Below are 16,872 nucleotides of genomic sequence, written 5' to 3'. Positions count from 1 at the left end.
GCGGTTTGAAAAACATCAAGGAGACGGGCATGGGGATCAGCGTCTGGCAGCTTCTGATCGTATTGTTGATCGTGTTGTTGCTCTTCGGTACGAAGAAGCTTCGCAATATGGGCGGCGACCTCGGGGCCGCGATCCGCAATTTCCGGGGAGCGGTCAAGGAAGGCGATGCCGAGGCGCGAGAGGAATCCGCCCTCGAAGGGGAGGAAAAATCCTCCAAGGAGGAGGAGCCCGCCGCGGCCCGCACCGCATCGAATCCCCCCGAATCCGGCACCGAAAAAAAGCGCGGCGATTGATCGCAAAACCGGACTTTTTCGGTCATCGGGCGCAAAGATATTCTCGTTCCCGCCGCTTTATCGTTTTCGAAGCGTTTTTTCGGGTTTTGCTTCGTGCCTCGGGCGGCGGGCGCATGATCGCCGCTCGGGTTTCGACGGCCTTTTTTATTCGCCTTCGGATGATGCGTTTTTCGGAGAGTGTGATGCCGGACTTCGGCCATGTTTGATATCGGCTTTCTCGAGATCGCCCTGATCAGCATCATCGCCTTGCTCGTGGTCGGCCCCGAGCGTTTGCCGAAGATGGTGCGTACCATCGGATTGTGGATGGGTCGGATACGGCGCTATATCAACCAAGCCAAGAACGATATCGATCGCGAGGTGCGCCTCCAAGAGTGGAAGGAACAATTGGCCAAGCCCGCTTCCGAATTCACGCAGATTCGAGAGGCGGCCAACGAAACGAAGGAGGTTTTCGAAGAGGCGAAAAGCGCGATCGAATCCGTCGATTCCCCGGCGTCTTCGTCTGCGCAAGTTCCGAAAAACGCCCCTTCGATCGCCCCCGATCGCCCCGAAAACGCATCGAAAGACGAAAAAAAGCCCGATGAGCCGGCCACCGGATCGGGATCGTCTTCGAAACTTGCATCCAAGAAGGAAGATTCCTCGGGCGATCCCCAAGTCCCGACGGCGGCGGACGATGCCCCCGCTTTTGCTGCCCGCTCGGCCGACGAAGGACAAAGCGATTCTTTCGGGGCATCGGCCGATGGAACGAATGTCGGTGGATCGAATGGGGATATCTCGCCCCCGGGGGCGGATCCCGTCGTGTCTTCGAAGGAAAAACCTGCGCCTGAGGCGGCTCGATCCGCATCGGAGACACCCCGATGAGCGAGGAGTCGGCGAAGGAGAATCCCGCCGCATCGACCCCCGCCGGGGCCGCCTCGCCCCAAGGGGAGATGACTTTCGTCGAGCATTTGGTGGAGTTGCGCAACCGCTTGGTGCGGGTGGTGATCGCGGTTTCGGTGGTGCTGCTATGCCTGATGCCCTTCGCCAACTATCTTTATAAGTGGCTTTCGGCGCCCTTGCTCTTGGCGATGCCCGAAGGGGCGAGCATGATCGCAACCCAGGTCGCCTCGCCTTTCCTCGCCCCCTTCAAACTCGCCCTTGCCTGCTCCGTCCTCATCGCCCTTCCTCTCATCCTCTATCAGTTTTGGGCATTCGTGGCCCCCGGGCTCTATCGGCACGAAAAGCGCCTCGTCTTCCCGTTGATGGTCACCAGCTCCTTCCTTTTTTATCTTGGGATGGCTTTTGCCTATTACGTGGTCTTTCCCCTGATGTTCAAATTCTTCCAGGCGGTGGCCCCCCAAGGGGTGGAGGTGATGACCGATATCAGCAGTTATTTGGATTTCGTGCTCAAGATCTTTTTCGCCTTCGGATTGGCGTTCGAGGTTCCGATCGCCACCGTGGTGTTGGTCTGGACCGGATTTACCACCCCCGAGTCGCTTGCGAAAAAACGCCCCTATATCATCGTCGGCGCCTTCGTGGTCGGGATGCTCCTGACACCCCCGGATGTGATTTCTCAAACCCTGCTGGCGCTGCCGGTTTGGGCCCTTTTCGAGCTCGGGGTGATCTTCTCCCGTCTTTATGTGCGCCGGGAGAAACAAGAGCAGGCCGTATGATAAAAAGCCGATGGGGCTCGGTTCTTCGAGAAGAGGGTCCTAAGGCTTGTTCGTTCGGCGTTCGTGCACTCTTTCTCGATGGATGATGTACAAACCGCAGCCGATAATCACCGCCATCCCCGCCAGCGCCAGCTCGTTCGGCGTGTCCTTGAAGACCAAATAGCCCAAAGCCGCGGCGCTGACCAGCTCCAAATAATGCAAGGGAGCCAGGACGGTGGCCGGGGCATGGCTCAAAGCCAGGCTCATCAGCAGGTGAGAGAGGGACGAGGCGGCGCCGACCCCGATCAGGAAAAACCAAAATATCCCCTGGGGCATCACCGGATCCAAGACTTGAATCCCGCTACCCTCGGCGAGCAGCAGGATCGGCAGGCAGATCAGCGTGCCGATCCACGCCGAGTGGAGTTGCATGGGCACGGCTTGGATGCGGCGACTCAAAGATCGGGTGATCAGCATGTACAGGGCGAAGAAAAGCGCGGTGCCCAAAGGGAAGAAGGCGACCGCGCCGAAGGCTTCGAAACTGGGTTGGATGACCAGTAAAACCCCGATGAATCCGACGGCGCAGGCGGCCAATCGGCGCGGCCCCACCTTTTCGCCCAGCGCGTAATTTCCGATCAGCAAGAGCAAAAAGGGCTCGACGAAAGCGATGGCCAGGGCATCGGCGATCGGCATCGAGGCGATGGCGGCGACGAAGCAGAAGGTCGAAAGAACCAGCAGCAAGGCGCGGGCGAATAAAAGTCGCAGCAAGGCGGGATCGAAGCGCAGCGGATAGCGCCACAGGATCAGCGCCGGTAGCATGATCAGGGATTGCACCAAAAAACGCGCCCCCGTTACCTGACCCACGGGAATGGTGGCGGCCGCCAGCTTCGCACAGACATCGAGCAGGGGGGCGGTCAGGCAAAAGCCCAGCATCAGCATCGTACCCAAGACGATGCGATCGTTGGCAAAGGGCGCTTTATGCGGCATCGAGGCTCTCGTTCGGGTTGTGGGTGCATCCCTTCGGGGCGAGCCGAGGATGGATCGTGTCCATCGAGGAATCTCCCGATGGGCGAGGCATCGATCGCTTTTTCATGGTCATCGCAATCCTTCCAAGATGCTCTATTCTCGGCGCTGTCGAACCGGATCCCTTCGATCGCGTATTCGGGATCGGATCGACCCAATCGAGTGTCGATTTTTCAAGGCAACCAGCGATTCCCGATCGCGGTGGCGATGAGCAAAATGATCGATCCGATCAGCACCGCGGCCGCCGGGTGCAGCAAAGTGGCCATGCCGCCGCTGAACACCCCGCCGAGCATGATCAAGGTGAAGCCGATGCCGTGCACTCCCATCACCCGTCCGCGCAGATGCTCCGGCACATTTTGTTGGAGCACGATCATGGTCATCACGTAGAAGATCGAGGCGCAGGTGTGGGTTAGGACCATGATGCCCACGGCGAGGTACCAAGCGATATCCCAACCTTGGGCGTTCCAGCAGACCAAGGCGAACGCGGCCAGCCCGCAGCCCGCTCCCGTCAGCGCCGACAGCAGAAAACGCCGCGGATTTCGGATATGCGGCCTTCGCATCATCACCAGCGCCGTCCCCATCAGCGATCCGACCCCCGATGCCGAGACCATCGCCCCGAAACCCCGGCTGCCGGCTCCGAGGAGGTCGGCCAGCGCGGGCATGATCTGCATATAGGAGATGCCGAAGAAGGACAGCGCCCAAGTAAGACCGATCAAGGTGAAAAAGAGGGGTTCATGGAGGATGAAGCGAATCCCCGCCGGCAGCCCCGGAGCCTCTTCCGGTTCTTTTTTCGCAACCGAGGGCAGTTTGTAGAGCACCGCGCACATCGCCACAGATCCCAAGGCCCCGAGGGCGAAGACCCCGGCGGTTCCGCCGGCGGCGATCAGCGTTCCCCCGATGGCCGGTATGGCCATGCGCCCGCCTTGCCACAGCATCGACATCAGGGCCACCGCGCTCGGCAACTTTTCAGGGGGGAGCAGGGTCGGAAAGAATGATTGGCGGGTCGGCCAATCGAATCCGGCGATGATGCCGTAGGCGGTGGCCGCGATCAGTACATGCCAAGCCTCCACCACTTCCAAGCGGTCGGCGATGGCCAGCGCCAGCAATACGATCGCCAAGGCGAGATTGGTCGCAAAGAGGATGCGGCGGCGATCCAAGGTATCGGCGAGCCCTCCACCGATGAAACTGAAGGCGATGGCGGGCAGCGACAGACACAGCCCCACGAGACCGAGATCGAAGGGCGATCCGGTCAGCTGAAAGACAAGCCAGCCCATGCCGATGAACAGGAGTTGGGTGGAGCCGATGGTTCCGATCGATCCGAGCCAGTAGCGTCGGAAGGCGGGCTCGGTCAAGGCCGCAAAGCGAGACCCCGCAGGTTTGCCGGCGGGGGTCGGGTTCGATTCGGAACTGCGGGCGCTCATCGGGCAAGATACCTAAGGATCGATGCGCTCGATGTGCCGCCCAAGCCCCGCATCGGGCGGGTGTTTTTTCGCAGGACTCGGATAAGGGACGAGCGCCTTCGCCCCCGATGGATGAGTCGATGCGCCATCTACGGATGGATCGATCGCAGGTAGAAGCGCCGATGCCGATGGATCGAGGCAACGGCCGAAAGATCCCCCGATAGCCCCTTCGGTGCCATCGTAAAATCATCGGACGGGGCCTTGGCGGGATCCATGGTTTTCGAAATCATGTCGGCGGGTTTCGCAAGCAAGAGCCGGTATCGATATTCATATCGACGCTCCGGTGCGAAAAAAGATCGCATCGATTCGTCGATCCTCGAATGTCCCGGCAAGATTTCCATCGACTGTTGTCCATCAACGGTTATCCATCAACAAGATGCCCATCGAAGGGAGTGTCCGATGTCGAAAAGGGATCATCGGCGGGATCGCTCGGTTCCGGGTCATCGCCCGAGCGAATCCGATTTCGGCGATCGTATGGTCGGCGTTTTCGATCGCGCGCTTCGGGCCGTGGCCGGGGTCGAATCCGGAACTTCGGAACAAAGTCCCGCATCGGGGGTCGCCGACGAGCCGTTGACGAGGGCCCAGCGTCGCCATGCGGCAGGCTTGATGCGGGTGAATCACGCCGGTGAAATCGCCGCCCAAGCGCTCTATCACGGACAGGCTCTCGGAGCGCGCGACTCGGCGGTGAGGGAGGCGATGGAAAAGGCCGCCACCGAGGAGGGGGATCACCTCGCTTGGTGTCGGGAGCGGCTTTCGGAGCTCGATGCCGCCCCGAGTCGTCTCGATCCTTTTTGGTACGCCGCTTCTTTCGCCATCGGCGCGATGGCGGCAAGGGCGGGGGATCGATACAGTCTGGGTTTCGTCGCCGAAACCGAGCATCAAGTCGTCGAGCATCTGGATCGACACCTCGAGCGGCTGCCGCCCGGGGATCGTCGTAGCCGTCGCATCCTCGAAAGGATGCGCGCCGACGAGCAGGCTCATGCCACCGGAGCCATCGCCGCCGGGGGCGTTCCCTTGCCCCGAATCGTTCGTCGTTTGATGCGTCATGTATCGAAGTCGATGACTTGCAGCGCCTATTATCTTTGAACTTGCGAAGGGGCTCGTTCGGTTTGCGCGGACTCTCGCAGCGGGATGATCAGTGCCATTCCGATCAGCAGCGGGATCAAAACCGCGAGAATTCCATCTCGAACATCGCCGGTCCAAAGCCCCACCGCTCCCACCAAAGCCGGGCCGATGATCGCCGCGAATCTGCCCATCATATTGAAATATCCGAAGAATTCCCCGCTACGACCCAAGGGAATGTAGTGGGCGAAAAGCGACCTCGATACCGATTGCACCCCCCCTTGCACCAACCCCACCATGATCGCCAGAATATAGAACTCCAGCTCCGATGACATGAACCGGGCGTAGACGATCACGCCGGTATAGACCGCCAAGCCCGTATAGAGGGCAGGCTTGGCGCCGAAGCGATGGGCAATCCACCCGAAAGCCAAGGCCGCGGGAAAGCCGACGAATTGGGTGATCAGCAAGGCGACGATCAGGCTCGTCGATGGCAGTCCGATCGAAAGCCCGTAGTCCACCGCCATGCGGATGATGGTATGCACCGCATCGATATAGAAAAAATAGGCGAGCAGGAAAAGCCCCGCCATCCGATGGTGATGAAAAATCTCCTTATATGAGTATTTTTTCTTGCCCGCCTTCGCTTTCGGAGGATCGCTTTCGATCAAACCGGAACGCAGGTTCCGAGGCGGCTCCGGGACATGGCGAAAAAGAGGCAAGGAGAAAAGCAGCCACCAGATCCCCACCAGCAGGAATGAAAAACGCACCGCCTCCACACTATCGGAAAAACCGAAGAATTCCGGCTTGAGCGTGGTGGCGACATTGAGGGCGAAGAGCACCCCGCCGCCGATATATCCGAGCGAGAACCCCAAAGAGGAGACTTCATGGTAGTTCTCGGGCGAGCCGACCGCGGGCAACAGCGAATCGTAAAGAACGATGGCGCCGGAAAATCCGGTGGCGGCAACGACATAGACGGCGGCGGCTTGGCCCCATTGACCCTTGTCGACGAGCCACAACGCCATCGTCGCCCCGGCCCCGATCAAGGTGAAAAGAGCGAGGTATCGCTTGCGCTCGCCTCTTCGATCCGCAAGGATGCCGATCAGGGGGGCGGCGACCAGGATGATGATGCCGGAAAGGGAGGTGATGAATCCGAGCCGAGCGGTGCTGACCACCGCCTCGGTGCCCGCATTCCAATATTGTTTGAAAAAGACCGGAAAGAAGCCGGCGATGACGGTGGTGGCGAAGACCGAATTCGCCCAGTCGTAGAGCGTCCACGAGAAGATCGCCCGATCTTCGAGCAGGCGTTTGATTTTGGTCATTCGTAAGATCCTCGAAGCATCCGCATTTCGTATTCGATCCGCAAAGAATACCCATCTCGATCCCTTGCTGCCCGTCGGCATCGACCCGTATTCTCGCCGCTGACGGGTCGATGCTCATCCTTCGAATCGGGCGGCATCTCGATTCATCCGCGCCTTTGATTTTCTCTCGTCGTTTCTCTCGATTTCCCTCGATTCTCTTCGATTCCTCGATCCTTCGATCCTTTTTTCCAAAACCCTCGAAAGAGGACTTCGCCCGTTCGGCCGAAGGATTTTTTTTTGCATTGCCGTCAAGGGATGGAGGGATTTTTCTCCTTTCAAAACAATGCGCCGCCGATGGTTTGGGAGCATCCCCGGGATTGGCGTCGTTCGAGCGAAACAAGCGTGATTCCCGTGAACCTTCCCTTCGTTCGCATCTTCGATGGGACTTTCGCTTACACGATACGGGCACTTAGGGAGGGGGCATTCGTTCTTTTTCGCCCGATGATGCGGATCAAAGCCTCTCGAAGAGAAAAAGGCGAGCCATGCGCATCCAAAACACCACACCCTCGATGCCTCGGGGAATTCGACGAATCACCGATCGAAGGCAAGCGATCGAGGCATCGACCGGAAGCCTCCCCGATGGGCGGGGCACCGAAAAAGCGATGGCCCGGGGCTGCGCTCGATTCCTCCTTCAAGGCTCGATCCTCATCCGAAGGCATTCGGGGGCTTTCGCCATCCCTTGCCGAGTCGGAATCCCTTTCGGGCGAAAAAAGCCTTCGGCGATCTTCGCTTGCCTCTTTTCGCTCGCGCTCATCGGATCCATCACCGCTTGCACCGGACCGAGTCGACCCTCATCGAAGGTCGTCGAAGCCCCGGCATCGAGGACGGGCTCCGCCCGCCTTGCCTCTTCGCCTTCGGTCGCCCCCGATCCGCTCGTTGCCACCCGAGATGCTTTCGATGAATCCGAGGACGAGGGGATTCCCTCGCCGGCTTGGATGCCCCCGCCGCTACCCTCGCCGCCCCTATCTTCGCCCCCGATATCCTCGCCCCCGCCGAAGGATGCGCTCGAAACCTGGTCGGTGGCGGTGGAGAACGTGCCGGTGGGCGAACTGCTCTTCGCATTGGCCAGAGATTCCGGTCTGGATATCGATATCTCCCTCGAAGGCGAGCAAAGAGAGAAGAGGATCACGATCAACGCCATCGACGCTCCTTTGAACGATTTGCTGGATCGTATCTCTCGCCATGCTTCGCTGCGCATCGAGCGTTTCGAAAGGGGCTTTTCCGTCTATCCCGATACGCCTTTTTTGCGCTCCTATCCGATCGATTATGTCCCTCTCGATCTGGAGGTGGAGCTCGTCAACGAGGCGGGCACGAGGATCGCAAGCGATATCAGCTCCCCCGCCGGTCGGGAGAACAGTTCTTCGGCCAGCATCGTCACCCGTACCGAGCATCGTTTTTGGGAGCGACTGAAAGAATCGGTGCAGGCGATGGTCGGCGAGCCCCCGTCGGGTCAGACCAACGTCATCGTCAACAAAGAGGCGGGCAACCTTGCGGTATGGGCGCGCCGAACCGAGCATGAGGAGATCGAGCGCTTTTTGCATCAAGCGATCGGCAGCGCCAAGCGCCAAGTGTTGATCGAGGCCACGATCGTCGAGGTCGATCTCGACGATCGATTCCGGGGCGGGGTGGATTTCAATCGTATTTTCAGTCGTATCGGCATCGAATCGCAGCATATCGGCGGCCGTTTGGGAACGGCCCCTTTTACCGGCATCGCCTTGCCCGATATCGGGATATCGATCCGCCTTCTCGATGAATTCGGCGAGGTGCGGGTTCTCTCGACCCCGGTGGTGATGGCGCTGAACAATCACACCGCCATCGTCAAGATCGCGGAAAACCGCGTTTTTTTCACTACCGATATCAATGTCTCGTCCGGGAACAATACCGTCGAACGTCATATCAGTACGAATCTGCACACGATCCCGGTCGGTCTGATCCTGTTGGTGACGCCGACGGTCTCCTCGTTGGACGAGGTGATCTTGAAAATCCGTCCCACCCTGACCAGGGAAATCGGCTTCGTCGTCGACCCGAATCCGGAGCTTGCAATGGCCGGGGTGACGAGTCGTATCCCGGAGATCGCGGTGCGTGAAATCGAGTCCGTGCTGCGGCTGAAAAGCGGGGAGATCGCCGTGCTCGGGGGGCTGATGCAGGATAAGTATCAAGACGATCGCGAAGGGCTGCCTCTGCTTTCCCGCCTGCCCATCGTAGGGTCTGCCTTTCGCTACCGGGATCGAAGCGAGATCAAGACCGAACTATTGGTCTTTTTGCGCCCGGTCGTCGTTCGAGATCCAAATGGTCGATCCGCGATCGGGGGATCAAAGGCCGCAGGATCGACCAGAACGGATTTCGAAGCGATGCCTTCTTCCTACCGAGGTGAATCCTCGGCTGCGAGCCCGAGCGGGGAGCCCCCTTCGCCGGACCTTCCTTGGCATCGATCGCCGCCTCGCTTCTCGGTGGACGAGCGGCTTGCCTTCGCCCGCAAGGCCTTGAAAGGATCGGATCTCCAAGCCGCCCGCAAGGCTTATCGGGATATCCTGGACTTGCGGCCGCCGGCGGCTCTTGAAGGTCTCGGGGTCGTGGACTTGAGAGCCGGAAGGCCGAAGCGGGCTCATCGATGGTATCGGCGTTTGCTCGAGATCGACCCCGATCACGAGATCGCCCGCATCTTGGGAGTGGTATTGGACGAAGGGCGGGATGCGGCGGAGCGAGAGCGGGCCCTAAGGCAGGTCCTATCGGAGTCGGATTTTTCCTTCGAATCGGCCGGCGATTCCCTTGCCGGGGAGGCGCTTGCCTCCGGTGATCGGGACGATGGCCCTCCAAGGCCTTCGATGGCGCCTGCTTGGTTGCGGGTGGCGTTGGGGAATCTTCTCGCTCTCGGGCTTCGCCATGAGGAGGCGGCCATCGAATATGCGCTCGCCCATCGTGCGGCGCCCGGGAGTCCCGATCCCCTTTTCAATCTGGCGCTCGCCGCCGAGCATCGAGGCGAGCGAGACCGAGCCATCGCTTTTTATCGCAAGGCCTTGGCGCACGCTTGGATATCGCCTCCTGCCTTCGATCCGCACCGAGCCCGAGATCGGGTGTCGGTGCTTACCGGGGCTTCGTCGTCGCCGGGGGCGGGCTCGCCATGACCTCCCGCTCGAAGGGGCTCGAAGCCGGGCTCGGATCTCGCCTTTACGGGGGATCCTCTTGCGATCGCTCGGCGCAAGGATCTTCGGCGCAAGGATCTTCGGCGCAAGGATCTTCGGCGCAAGGATCGAGCGAGCCGCCGGACGCCCCCTCGATCGAATCGATGCTGGTCGATGAGCGAGAAGGGATATCCCCCCTATCCGGCGCCGCCGCTTCGATATCGAGTGCGACCGCTTCCTCTCGTTGGCGGCAAAAAGAGGTGGGAGAAAAAGAGCGAGGGTCGCCGGATCTCTCCATCGCTTGCGTCGAGTCCTTGCTGATCGAGTCGGGGGCGGTCAGCGAGGATCAGATCGCCATCGCCCTGACCGAGCAACGGCAAAGAGGTGGCAGCCTCGAAGACAACCTGATTCGTTTGGGGTTCGTCAGCGGGGCCATTTTGCGCGATATCCTCGGCGGAGCCCTCGGCATCGAGAGCGTCGATCTTGCGCGAACGATCCCCGATGCCCGGGCCATCGAGGCGATCCCCGTACAAGTGGCGCGGCGTTTCCTCGTCGTCGGCCTGACCTTGGAGGAAAAGAAGACCCCGACCATTTTGCGGGTGGCGATGGTCGATCCCTTCGACGTGATCGCCTTGGACCATATCCGCTCCCTGATCGGGGAGGGGGTGAGGATTCTGTCGGTATTGGCCAGTCGTGCGGATATCGAGGAGTTCATCGATCGCTATTGCGATCACGATTTATCGATCACCGGGATTTTGGACGAGCTCGAGCAAGAGAGCTCCGCCGAGGCGATCGCCGAGGCCGAGGGTGTCGAATATACCCGGCCGATCGTGCGTTTGGTGGACGGATTGCTCTTCGATGCGGTGCGGCAGGAAGCCTCCGATGTGCATTTCGAGCCGGAGGCGGGATTTCTCCGGGTGCGCTATCGCATCGACGGAGTGTTGCGTCAGGTTCGCAGCCTGCATCGCGAATATTGGCCGGCGATCGCCGTGCGCCTCAAGGTGATGTCGGGCATGAATATCGCCGAGACGCGGGCGCCGCAAGACGGGCGCATGACCCTCTCGGTGGGCGGACGGGAGATCGACTGTCGGGTCTCTTCGCTCCCCGTCACCTATGGAGAGAATATCGTTCTAAGGGTGCTCGATCGCAGCCGCGGCATCCTTTCTTTGGACGCGCTCGATATGTCCGCCGAATCCCTGGCGGAGATTCATCGCATGATGGAACGCCCCAGCGGGGTGATCCTGGTCACCGGTCCGACCGGCAGCGGCAAGACCACGACCTTGTATTCGATGCTGGTTCATCTCGATCGCGAGGGGGTCAATATCATGACCCTCGAGGATCCGGTCGAATATCCGATGAGCCGGATCCGTCAGACATCGATCAACGAGTCGATCAAATTCGGTTTCGCCGACGGGGTGCGAAGCCTGATGCGTCAGGATCCCGACATCATTTTGGTCGGAGAAATTCGCGACTCCGATACCGCGACGATGGCATTTCGGGCGGCGATGACCGGCCATCAAGTCTATTCGACCCTCCATAGTTCGAGTGCGATCGCCGCCATCCCGCGGCTGCTGGATATCGGAGTGTCCACCGGAGCCGTGGCGGGAAATATCATCGGTATCGTCGCCCAACGCCTTGTGCGTCGTCTGTGCCGCGCATGTCGGATGCCCGCCGATGGCCCCGATCCATCATCCCCCGCCTTCACCTTGGACGGCTCTTTCGCCGCATCGACCGATTTCCCCGCCCGAGCGCAGGCCTATTCCACGGCCAACGCCTTTCGTTATGCCTCCCCGGAGTATTCAGGCGCCGGATGCCGAAGGCGCCGGAATTATCGCGCCGTCGGCTGCGATGAATGCGATCACCAAGGGTTTCGAGGTCGAATGGCACTGACCGAGGTATTGCGCTTCGACGATGAGATCGGCGATCTCGTGGCCCGCGGGGCGACCCCTCGCGAGCTGCAAGAGGCGGCGATGCGCAAGGGATTCGTCAGCCTCGCCGAGGATGCGAAAAGGAGGATCGCCGATGGTTCGTCGACCGTGGAGGAAGTCTCGCGGATGGTCGATCCCGGAAGTGGAGGATCTTTCCTCGACGATCCGATCCACGACGGTTCCAAGGGCGTGCCGGGCTCGACCATGCACTCCCTAAGGCGGGATCGATGCCGCTGATGCGCTATCGGGCGATGGATGCGCAAGGGGCGATCCGCCACGGCTGCATGGATGTGGCCAACGTCAAGGATCTGGAAGCGCGTTTGGAGCGGATGGAGCTGGATCTGATCGACTATCGAAGCGGTCGGCGCTTTGCCAAGGGCCTTCGATTCGCCTTTCGCGGCATTCCTCGTAGCCAGCTGCTCCACTTTTATTTTCACTTGGAGCAACTCGTGTCGATTTCGGTGCCGGTGCCCGAAGCCCTCGACGAGCTGCGAAATAGCGTGCGAGGGCATCGCCTGCGAGAAATTCTGGCGGACATGCTCGAGGCCATCAACGCCGGGGCCGGGCTCTCGCAGTCGATGGAACGCCACCCCCAAGTCTTCGATTCGATGATGGTGAGTCTCGTGCGGGCCGGGGAATCCAGCGGCGATTTGCCGACGATCCTGCGGCGGATCGCCGAAAACCTGCGGTGGCAGGACGAACAGATGCAGCAATTTCGCAAATTGCTCATCCCCCCGCTCTTCGTGGCGATCGTGGTCGGGGCGGTGATCGTCTTTTTGATGGTCTACCTCGTGCCTCGGCTGGTCGGGTTCATCGAGACCATGGGGCAGGATCTGCCGCTGCATACCCGGATATTGGTCGCCATATCCGCCTTCGTCGAGCGGTGGTGGCGATTGGCTCCGCTGCTGGCCTTGCCCGCCTTGCCGGTCGTCATCGCCGCCCGTCTGTTCCCGACGGTGCACGAGCGGCTCGATGCCCTGCGCTTGAGGTTATGGCCCTTCGGTCCCTTGCGCCGCAAGTTCGTTCTTTCGCGCTTTGCCAACTGTTTCGCATTGATGTATTCCGCCGGGATTCCGGTTTTGGAGAGCATCCGTCTTAGCGAAGCCCTGCTCGATAACCGCGCGTTGGAGAGCGCAGCGCAAGAGGCGGCGCGGCAAATTTCCCAAGGGGCGAGCATCAGCGAGGGTTTTGCGCGCACCGGCTTTTTTCCTTCGCTGGTATTGCGCATGCTGAAAGTCGGGGAGAGCACCGGAGGGCTCGATACCGCGCTTTCGAATATCGCCTATTTCTACGAACGGGATGTGCGAGAAGCGGCAGGAAGGGTGCAGGCGCTGATAGCGCCGCTGTGTACGCTTTTTCTCGGGGCTTTGTTGCTGTGGGTGGTGGTGTCGGTGATGGGTCCGATCTACGACATGGTGGCGGGCATTGCTTTTTAATCGTCCCCTTCTTGCGCGATTCGTGCGAGCCGTCTTTTCGCGCCTGACTCGGCGGGAAAAGGCGCAGGTGCTGATCGTGCGCGCCGAGGGCGCCTATCTATATCCGCCGGCACAAGATCCTTCGAGCAAGGATCCCTCGACAGGGTCCGGGGATCGAAGCGAACGATCGATGGCGAAGGGGCGAGTCCTTCACTTCGATGCCACCGAGGAGGGGTTCGCCGCTTTGCGGAGCCACCTTCTTCTCGGCGAAGCGCGGGGAAGAGCCGAGTATCCGATCCGGTTGTTGGTCGATCTCGTCGAGGAGGATTTTCGTCTCGAGAATGTCCCGCATGTCATCGGGCGCTCCCGCCGCTCGGTGCAGGATCTGCGTGGTCGACGCCTTTTCCCCGGGGCTTCCCATATCCATGTTCTTCGCCGGGGTCGGGCGGACCCGCCCGACGGCGAGGCCGGTCGCAACCGCTCCGGTCGGCGCGACGATATCGTCTTGTTCTCGGCCATCGTGCGACCGGAATACCTCGATCCATGGCTGGATCTGCTCCGTGAATGCGATATCCCGCTGGTCGGGGTGACGTCGTTGCCGTTGGCGAGCGAGACATTGCTTCGCTTACCGGGATTTATCGATCTCCTGCGTTCGGGCGAGCGTGAATCCTCGTCCTCGTCCTCGCCATCGGATGGGGAAAAGCCGTCTTCCTCGGTGCCATCGAAGTCCTCGGATGCGCTTGCCCAAAGGATGCTCTTGGTCAGTGAAAGCGGGCGTTTCGCCCTTCGCCAGAGCTTTTTCAAAAAGGGACGGTTGGTGATGAGTCGCTTGGCGGTGCTGCCCGAGGGGGATGCTTGGCTGCGAGGGCGACGGGCGATGGAGGAAATCGAGCGCTTTTGTCGGCACCTCGAACGATCGGAACGATCGGAGCAGGCCGACTCGGGGGCGAAGGATGTCGATATCGATATCGAGGTCGTGGCGTTGGTCGGCGGGGCTTTGGCGGGTGCGCTGCGCTCGCAGATCGGCTCGCAATCCGGTTCGCAGTCCATAAAGCGCGATCCCGATGCCTTCGAGGGGTTGTCGATCCTGGATGCCAAGGAGATCGCCCCCTTCCTTTCGAAGGTGAGAGTCGATCCCTCATGGTCGTCGCCCTCGCCGCCGGCGCTCGGCAAAAGGGCGCCTTTCGGGCAAAGGGAAGATGGCGATTCGACCTCGACGAGCGCTGCACCGGCGGCCGCACCGCCTGCGATGAAGTCGGATATCGATGCCGGCGAAGCGGACATGCTCATCGCCCACCTTGCCGGTCGAGGCTTTTTCCCCAATCACTATGCCTCGCCGACGATGCTGGGGCTATGGCGCGCGATGCGCTTGGCCCGTGCCTTGAAAGCGGCGGGGGTGGCCGCCCTCGTTGCGGGCATGGTCTGGGGCGGGCTTGCTTGGCAGCGGGCGGGCGAGATCGACTCCGAGATCGCCGACATCGACCATCGCATTCACGGCCTTGGAATGCGGATGCAAGCGCCGATGCGCTCGCCGCCGAGCATCCCCTTGCCCGACCTTCGGCGCGCGGTCGCCGCCGCCCAAGCCATCGAGGGCGGCGGGGCGCGATTGGAGCCGCTCTTCGCTGCGCTTTCCGATTCGCTCGAGGGTTTCCCCGATATCCATCCATCGAGCATCGAGTGGTTCGATCCCTTCATACGAGCGGATCGGGATCCCTTTGCCGATCGGCGGGCATCCGAGGACGGATCCTTGCAGGCCGAGGGCGTCGATGCCCTCGATCGCACCACCCTCGTCGAGCTCATCGGCGAGCGGCGGCGAATCGTGAATTTGCAGGCCAGCCTTCGCCCCATCGGTGGCCATGTCCGCCCCGCGGCCGACGAGATCCGGCGTTTTTCCCGCGCGATGGCGCAAGAGGATCGCTTCGGCGACATCGAGGCCATCGGCGTTCCCTCTCGCACTTGGGAGGATTACGGCCCTTCGTCCTCGCCCCGAAGCGTCGATTTCACGATGAGGATGGTTTTCGATGCTCCCCCCAAGTGAGTGGCGCCGTCCTTTTTTGCGCAGATCTTGGATATTGGCCTCCCTTTGTCTATCGGTGGCGATAGCGCTGGCGCTCGGTGCCGCTTGGCATGTCCATCGTCGGGAGCGGTCGCTGTCGACGGCGCAGGCGCATCTCGTCGATTTGCGCAACCGGCATGCCGCCCTCGAATCGCTGGCGCTCGAAGAGGATCGCCTTGCGCCTTCTTTTCACGCATTCGAAGCCAAGGGTTTGATTCGACGAGAGGGCGAAGGGGCATGGCTCGAGGAGATGCGCCTTGCCTTGGCGTCGGAGCCGATCTTTCTTTCTTCGGTGGTCGTCGACGATGACGAGGGGAGGGACGAAGGGGACCGGGGATCGGAGGATCGTCGGGGGGTGAGGGTCGAGCGGATCGATGCCAGGGTGGAGCGGCGCTTTTTTCACGAGGAAGAGATCTTCGCCTTTTTTCGTCGCCTTCGATCGAGGGTCGGGCTTCCGGTGAGCGTCACGCATTGTCGGGTGGTGCGCAAGGCGTCCTCCGATCCCGCCGTGGCTTATGCGAAGGATATCGACCGTCGAGGGCGCATTGTCGTCCCCGATCCTTTATTGGGGGTCGCCTGTCGTTTGCGCTGGACGAGGGTGGTGGTCCCGCCTTCGGATCCCGCCAGGCGCCCTCCCGGCGTGCCGCAAGCGGCATTCGATGCCGGTTCTTTTTCCGTTGCCGCCCTCCTCGTCCCGGATGGCGAGAGTGCGCCCGATCCGATCCTTTCGACCTCGCCCCTCGATGAATTCGATCGGCTGCTGACGACCGGCGCCGAGCGCGATCGCCTGGATCGCTTGCGCCTTTCCTCGGCGATGGCCGCGATACGCAAGGTCGATCCGATTTTGCCGGAACCCGAGGAAGAGCCCGAGGAGGAACCCATAGCGTCGATCCAGCCGGCATTCGATCTCTTCGAATCCCCCGAGCCTGCGTTCGAACCCCCCGAGCCTGCATTCGAGCCTTTCGATCCCGCATTCGAACTCTCCGAGCCACTAGGCGAACCACAAGGATCGTCTCACCATGAAGCGCCTGCCGAAGCGCCGATTCCTCGATCCCGGCATTTCGGCGGAATCATCGCCCGCGCAGGCGAACCTCGTTGGATTTGGATCGACGGGCAGCGGATCGAGGTCGATCTCCTGCCACCGGATGCCATCGCGATCACCGATCCCTATCCGGCGATCCGTTTGCGCGCCGGGGATCGATGGGTGGAGGTGTTGCCCGGTCAATCGATCGATCCGATCACCGGGGATCCATCCGATCCCCTCGTGTTTGATTAGCGTTTCCCGGCCGCGCAAGCGGGCCTCGATGCCCAAGGGCGAGAACACCCCCTTCGATGCGAGATATCGGAATTCCTCCCATTTCGTCATCTCGATAGGGCATCCATCGCTTGCGCGGCCGCATCTTCTTCGGTTGTTTGAAAAGCGATCCTTTGCAATCGGCATGAAGCCGGAACTTCGAAGCGCACAAGGATGAAGGCGAGAGAACATGAAGGAAGCGAAGGACCGCTTTGCGATATCGACGCAAAACCCGCATC

The 16,872-nt window shown here is 61.0% G+C and carries 13 protein-coding genes; 9 read left to right on the top strand and 4 right to left on the bottom strand.

Annotated elements, in window-relative coordinates; genetic code table 11:
- Positions 1–29 precede the first annotated feature (29 nt).
- From tatA to tatC, 3 genes are all read left to right on the top strand, one after another.
- Entirely contained in the window at positions 30–293 is a 264-nt protein-coding gene (tatA, locus tag BF99_RS23930) for a twin-arginine translocase TatA/TatE family subunit (protein ID WP_081759187.1), read from the top strand.
- 198 nt (positions 294–491) lie between these two features.
- On the top strand, positions 492–1,151 hold the full coding sequence (gene tatB, locus BF99_RS0108645; protein WP_025770547.1) for a Sec-independent protein translocase protein TatB: 660 nt from the start codon (positions 492–494) through the stop codon (positions 1,149–1,151).
- Entirely contained in the window at positions 1,148–1,942 is a 795-nt protein-coding gene (gene tatC, locus BF99_RS0108640; RefSeq protein ID WP_025770546.1) for a twin-arginine translocase subunit TatC, read from the top strand. The genes tatB and tatC overlap by 4 nt, the downstream gene beginning before the upstream one ends.
- 39 nt (positions 1,943–1,981) lie before the next feature.
- Here tatC and BF99_RS0108635 read toward each other — a convergent pair whose 3' ends face one another.
- Positions 1,982–2,905 (bottom strand): DMT family transporter, encoded by a 924-nt coding sequence (locus tag BF99_RS0108635; protein WP_038097839.1) that lies wholly within the window; start codon positions 2,903–2,905, stop codon positions 1,982–1,984.
- 209 nt (positions 2,906–3,114) lie between these two features.
- Positions 3,115–4,362 carry an MFS transporter gene (locus tag BF99_RS0108625; RefSeq protein ID WP_025770543.1) on the bottom strand — a complete coding sequence of 416 codons (1,248 nt, stop codon included), beginning with the start codon at positions 4,360–4,362 and terminating at the stop codon, positions 3,115–3,117.
- Between the two features lie 513 nt (positions 4,363–4,875).
- On the opposite strand from BF99_RS0108625, the gene coq7 reads away from it, so the two are divergent.
- A complete protein-coding gene (coq7, locus tag BF99_RS0108610) occupies positions 4,876–5,487 on the top strand; it encodes a 2-polyprenyl-3-methyl-6-methoxy-1,4-benzoquinone monooxygenase (protein ID WP_051482847.1) in 612 nt (203 codons plus the stop codon).
- Here the strand turns inward: coq7 and BF99_RS0108605 are convergent.
- Together BF99_RS0108605 and BF99_RS23365 are read right to left on the bottom strand one after the other, a co-directional pair.
- Positions 5,478–6,779, bottom strand: coding sequence for an MFS transporter (locus tag BF99_RS0108605; RefSeq protein WP_025770540.1), 1,302 nt, complete (start codon positions 6,777–6,779; stop codon positions 5,478–5,480). The two genes, coq7 and BF99_RS0108605, sit on opposite strands and share 10 nt — an antisense overlap.
- Before the next feature lie 670 nt (positions 6,780–7,449).
- Complete coding sequence (locus BF99_RS23365) at positions 7,450–7,959, bottom strand: hypothetical protein (protein WP_197019088.1); 510 nt, start codon at positions 7,957–7,959, stop codon at positions 7,450–7,452.
- A gap of 10 nt (positions 7,960–7,969) precedes the next feature.
- On the opposite strand from BF99_RS23365, the gene BF99_RS21930 reads away from it, so the two are divergent.
- Genes BF99_RS21930 through BF99_RS0108570 form a run of 5 tightly spaced genes read left to right on the top strand, consistent with a single transcriptional unit; the run spans position 7,970 to position 16,615 of the window.
- Positions 7,970–9,943 carry a secretin N-terminal domain-containing protein gene (locus BF99_RS21930; protein ID WP_197019087.1) on the top strand — a complete coding sequence of 658 codons (1,974 nt, stop codon included), beginning with the start codon at positions 7,970–7,972 and terminating at the stop codon, positions 9,941–9,943.
- Positions 9,940–12,105, top strand: coding sequence for a GspE/PulE family protein (locus BF99_RS20550; RefSeq protein WP_197019086.1), 2,166 nt, complete (start codon positions 9,940–9,942; stop codon positions 12,103–12,105). The genes BF99_RS21930 and BF99_RS20550 overlap by 4 nt, the downstream gene beginning before the upstream one ends.
- Positions 12,096–13,304 carry a type II secretion system F family protein gene (locus BF99_RS0108580; RefSeq protein WP_025770536.1) on the top strand — a complete coding sequence of 403 codons (1,209 nt, stop codon included), beginning with the start codon at positions 12,096–12,098 and terminating at the stop codon, positions 13,302–13,304. Before BF99_RS20550 ends, BF99_RS0108580 begins: the two co-directional genes overlap by 10 nt.
- Positions 13,305–13,326: 22 nt before the next feature.
- Entirely contained in the window at positions 13,327–15,321 is a 1,995-nt protein-coding gene (locus BF99_RS0108575) for a hypothetical protein (RefSeq protein WP_156013234.1), read from the top strand.
- Positions 15,305–16,615: a hypothetical protein gene (locus BF99_RS0108570; RefSeq protein ID WP_156013233.1), complete on the top strand. Its 1,311-nt coding sequence runs from the start codon at positions 15,305–15,307 to the stop codon at positions 16,613–16,615. The genes BF99_RS0108575 and BF99_RS0108570 overlap by 17 nt, the downstream gene beginning before the upstream one ends.
- The last annotated feature ends 257 nt before the right edge of the window (positions 16,616–16,872 follow it).

This window comes from Thioalkalivibrio sp. HK1 (genome assembly GCA_000583135.1).
In the GTDB taxonomy this organism is placed as follows: domain Bacteria; phylum Pseudomonadota; class Gammaproteobacteria; order HK1; family HK1; genus HK1.
Note: the sequence above shows the minus strand (reverse complement) of the source record. Positions and strands in the feature narration are given on the sequence as shown.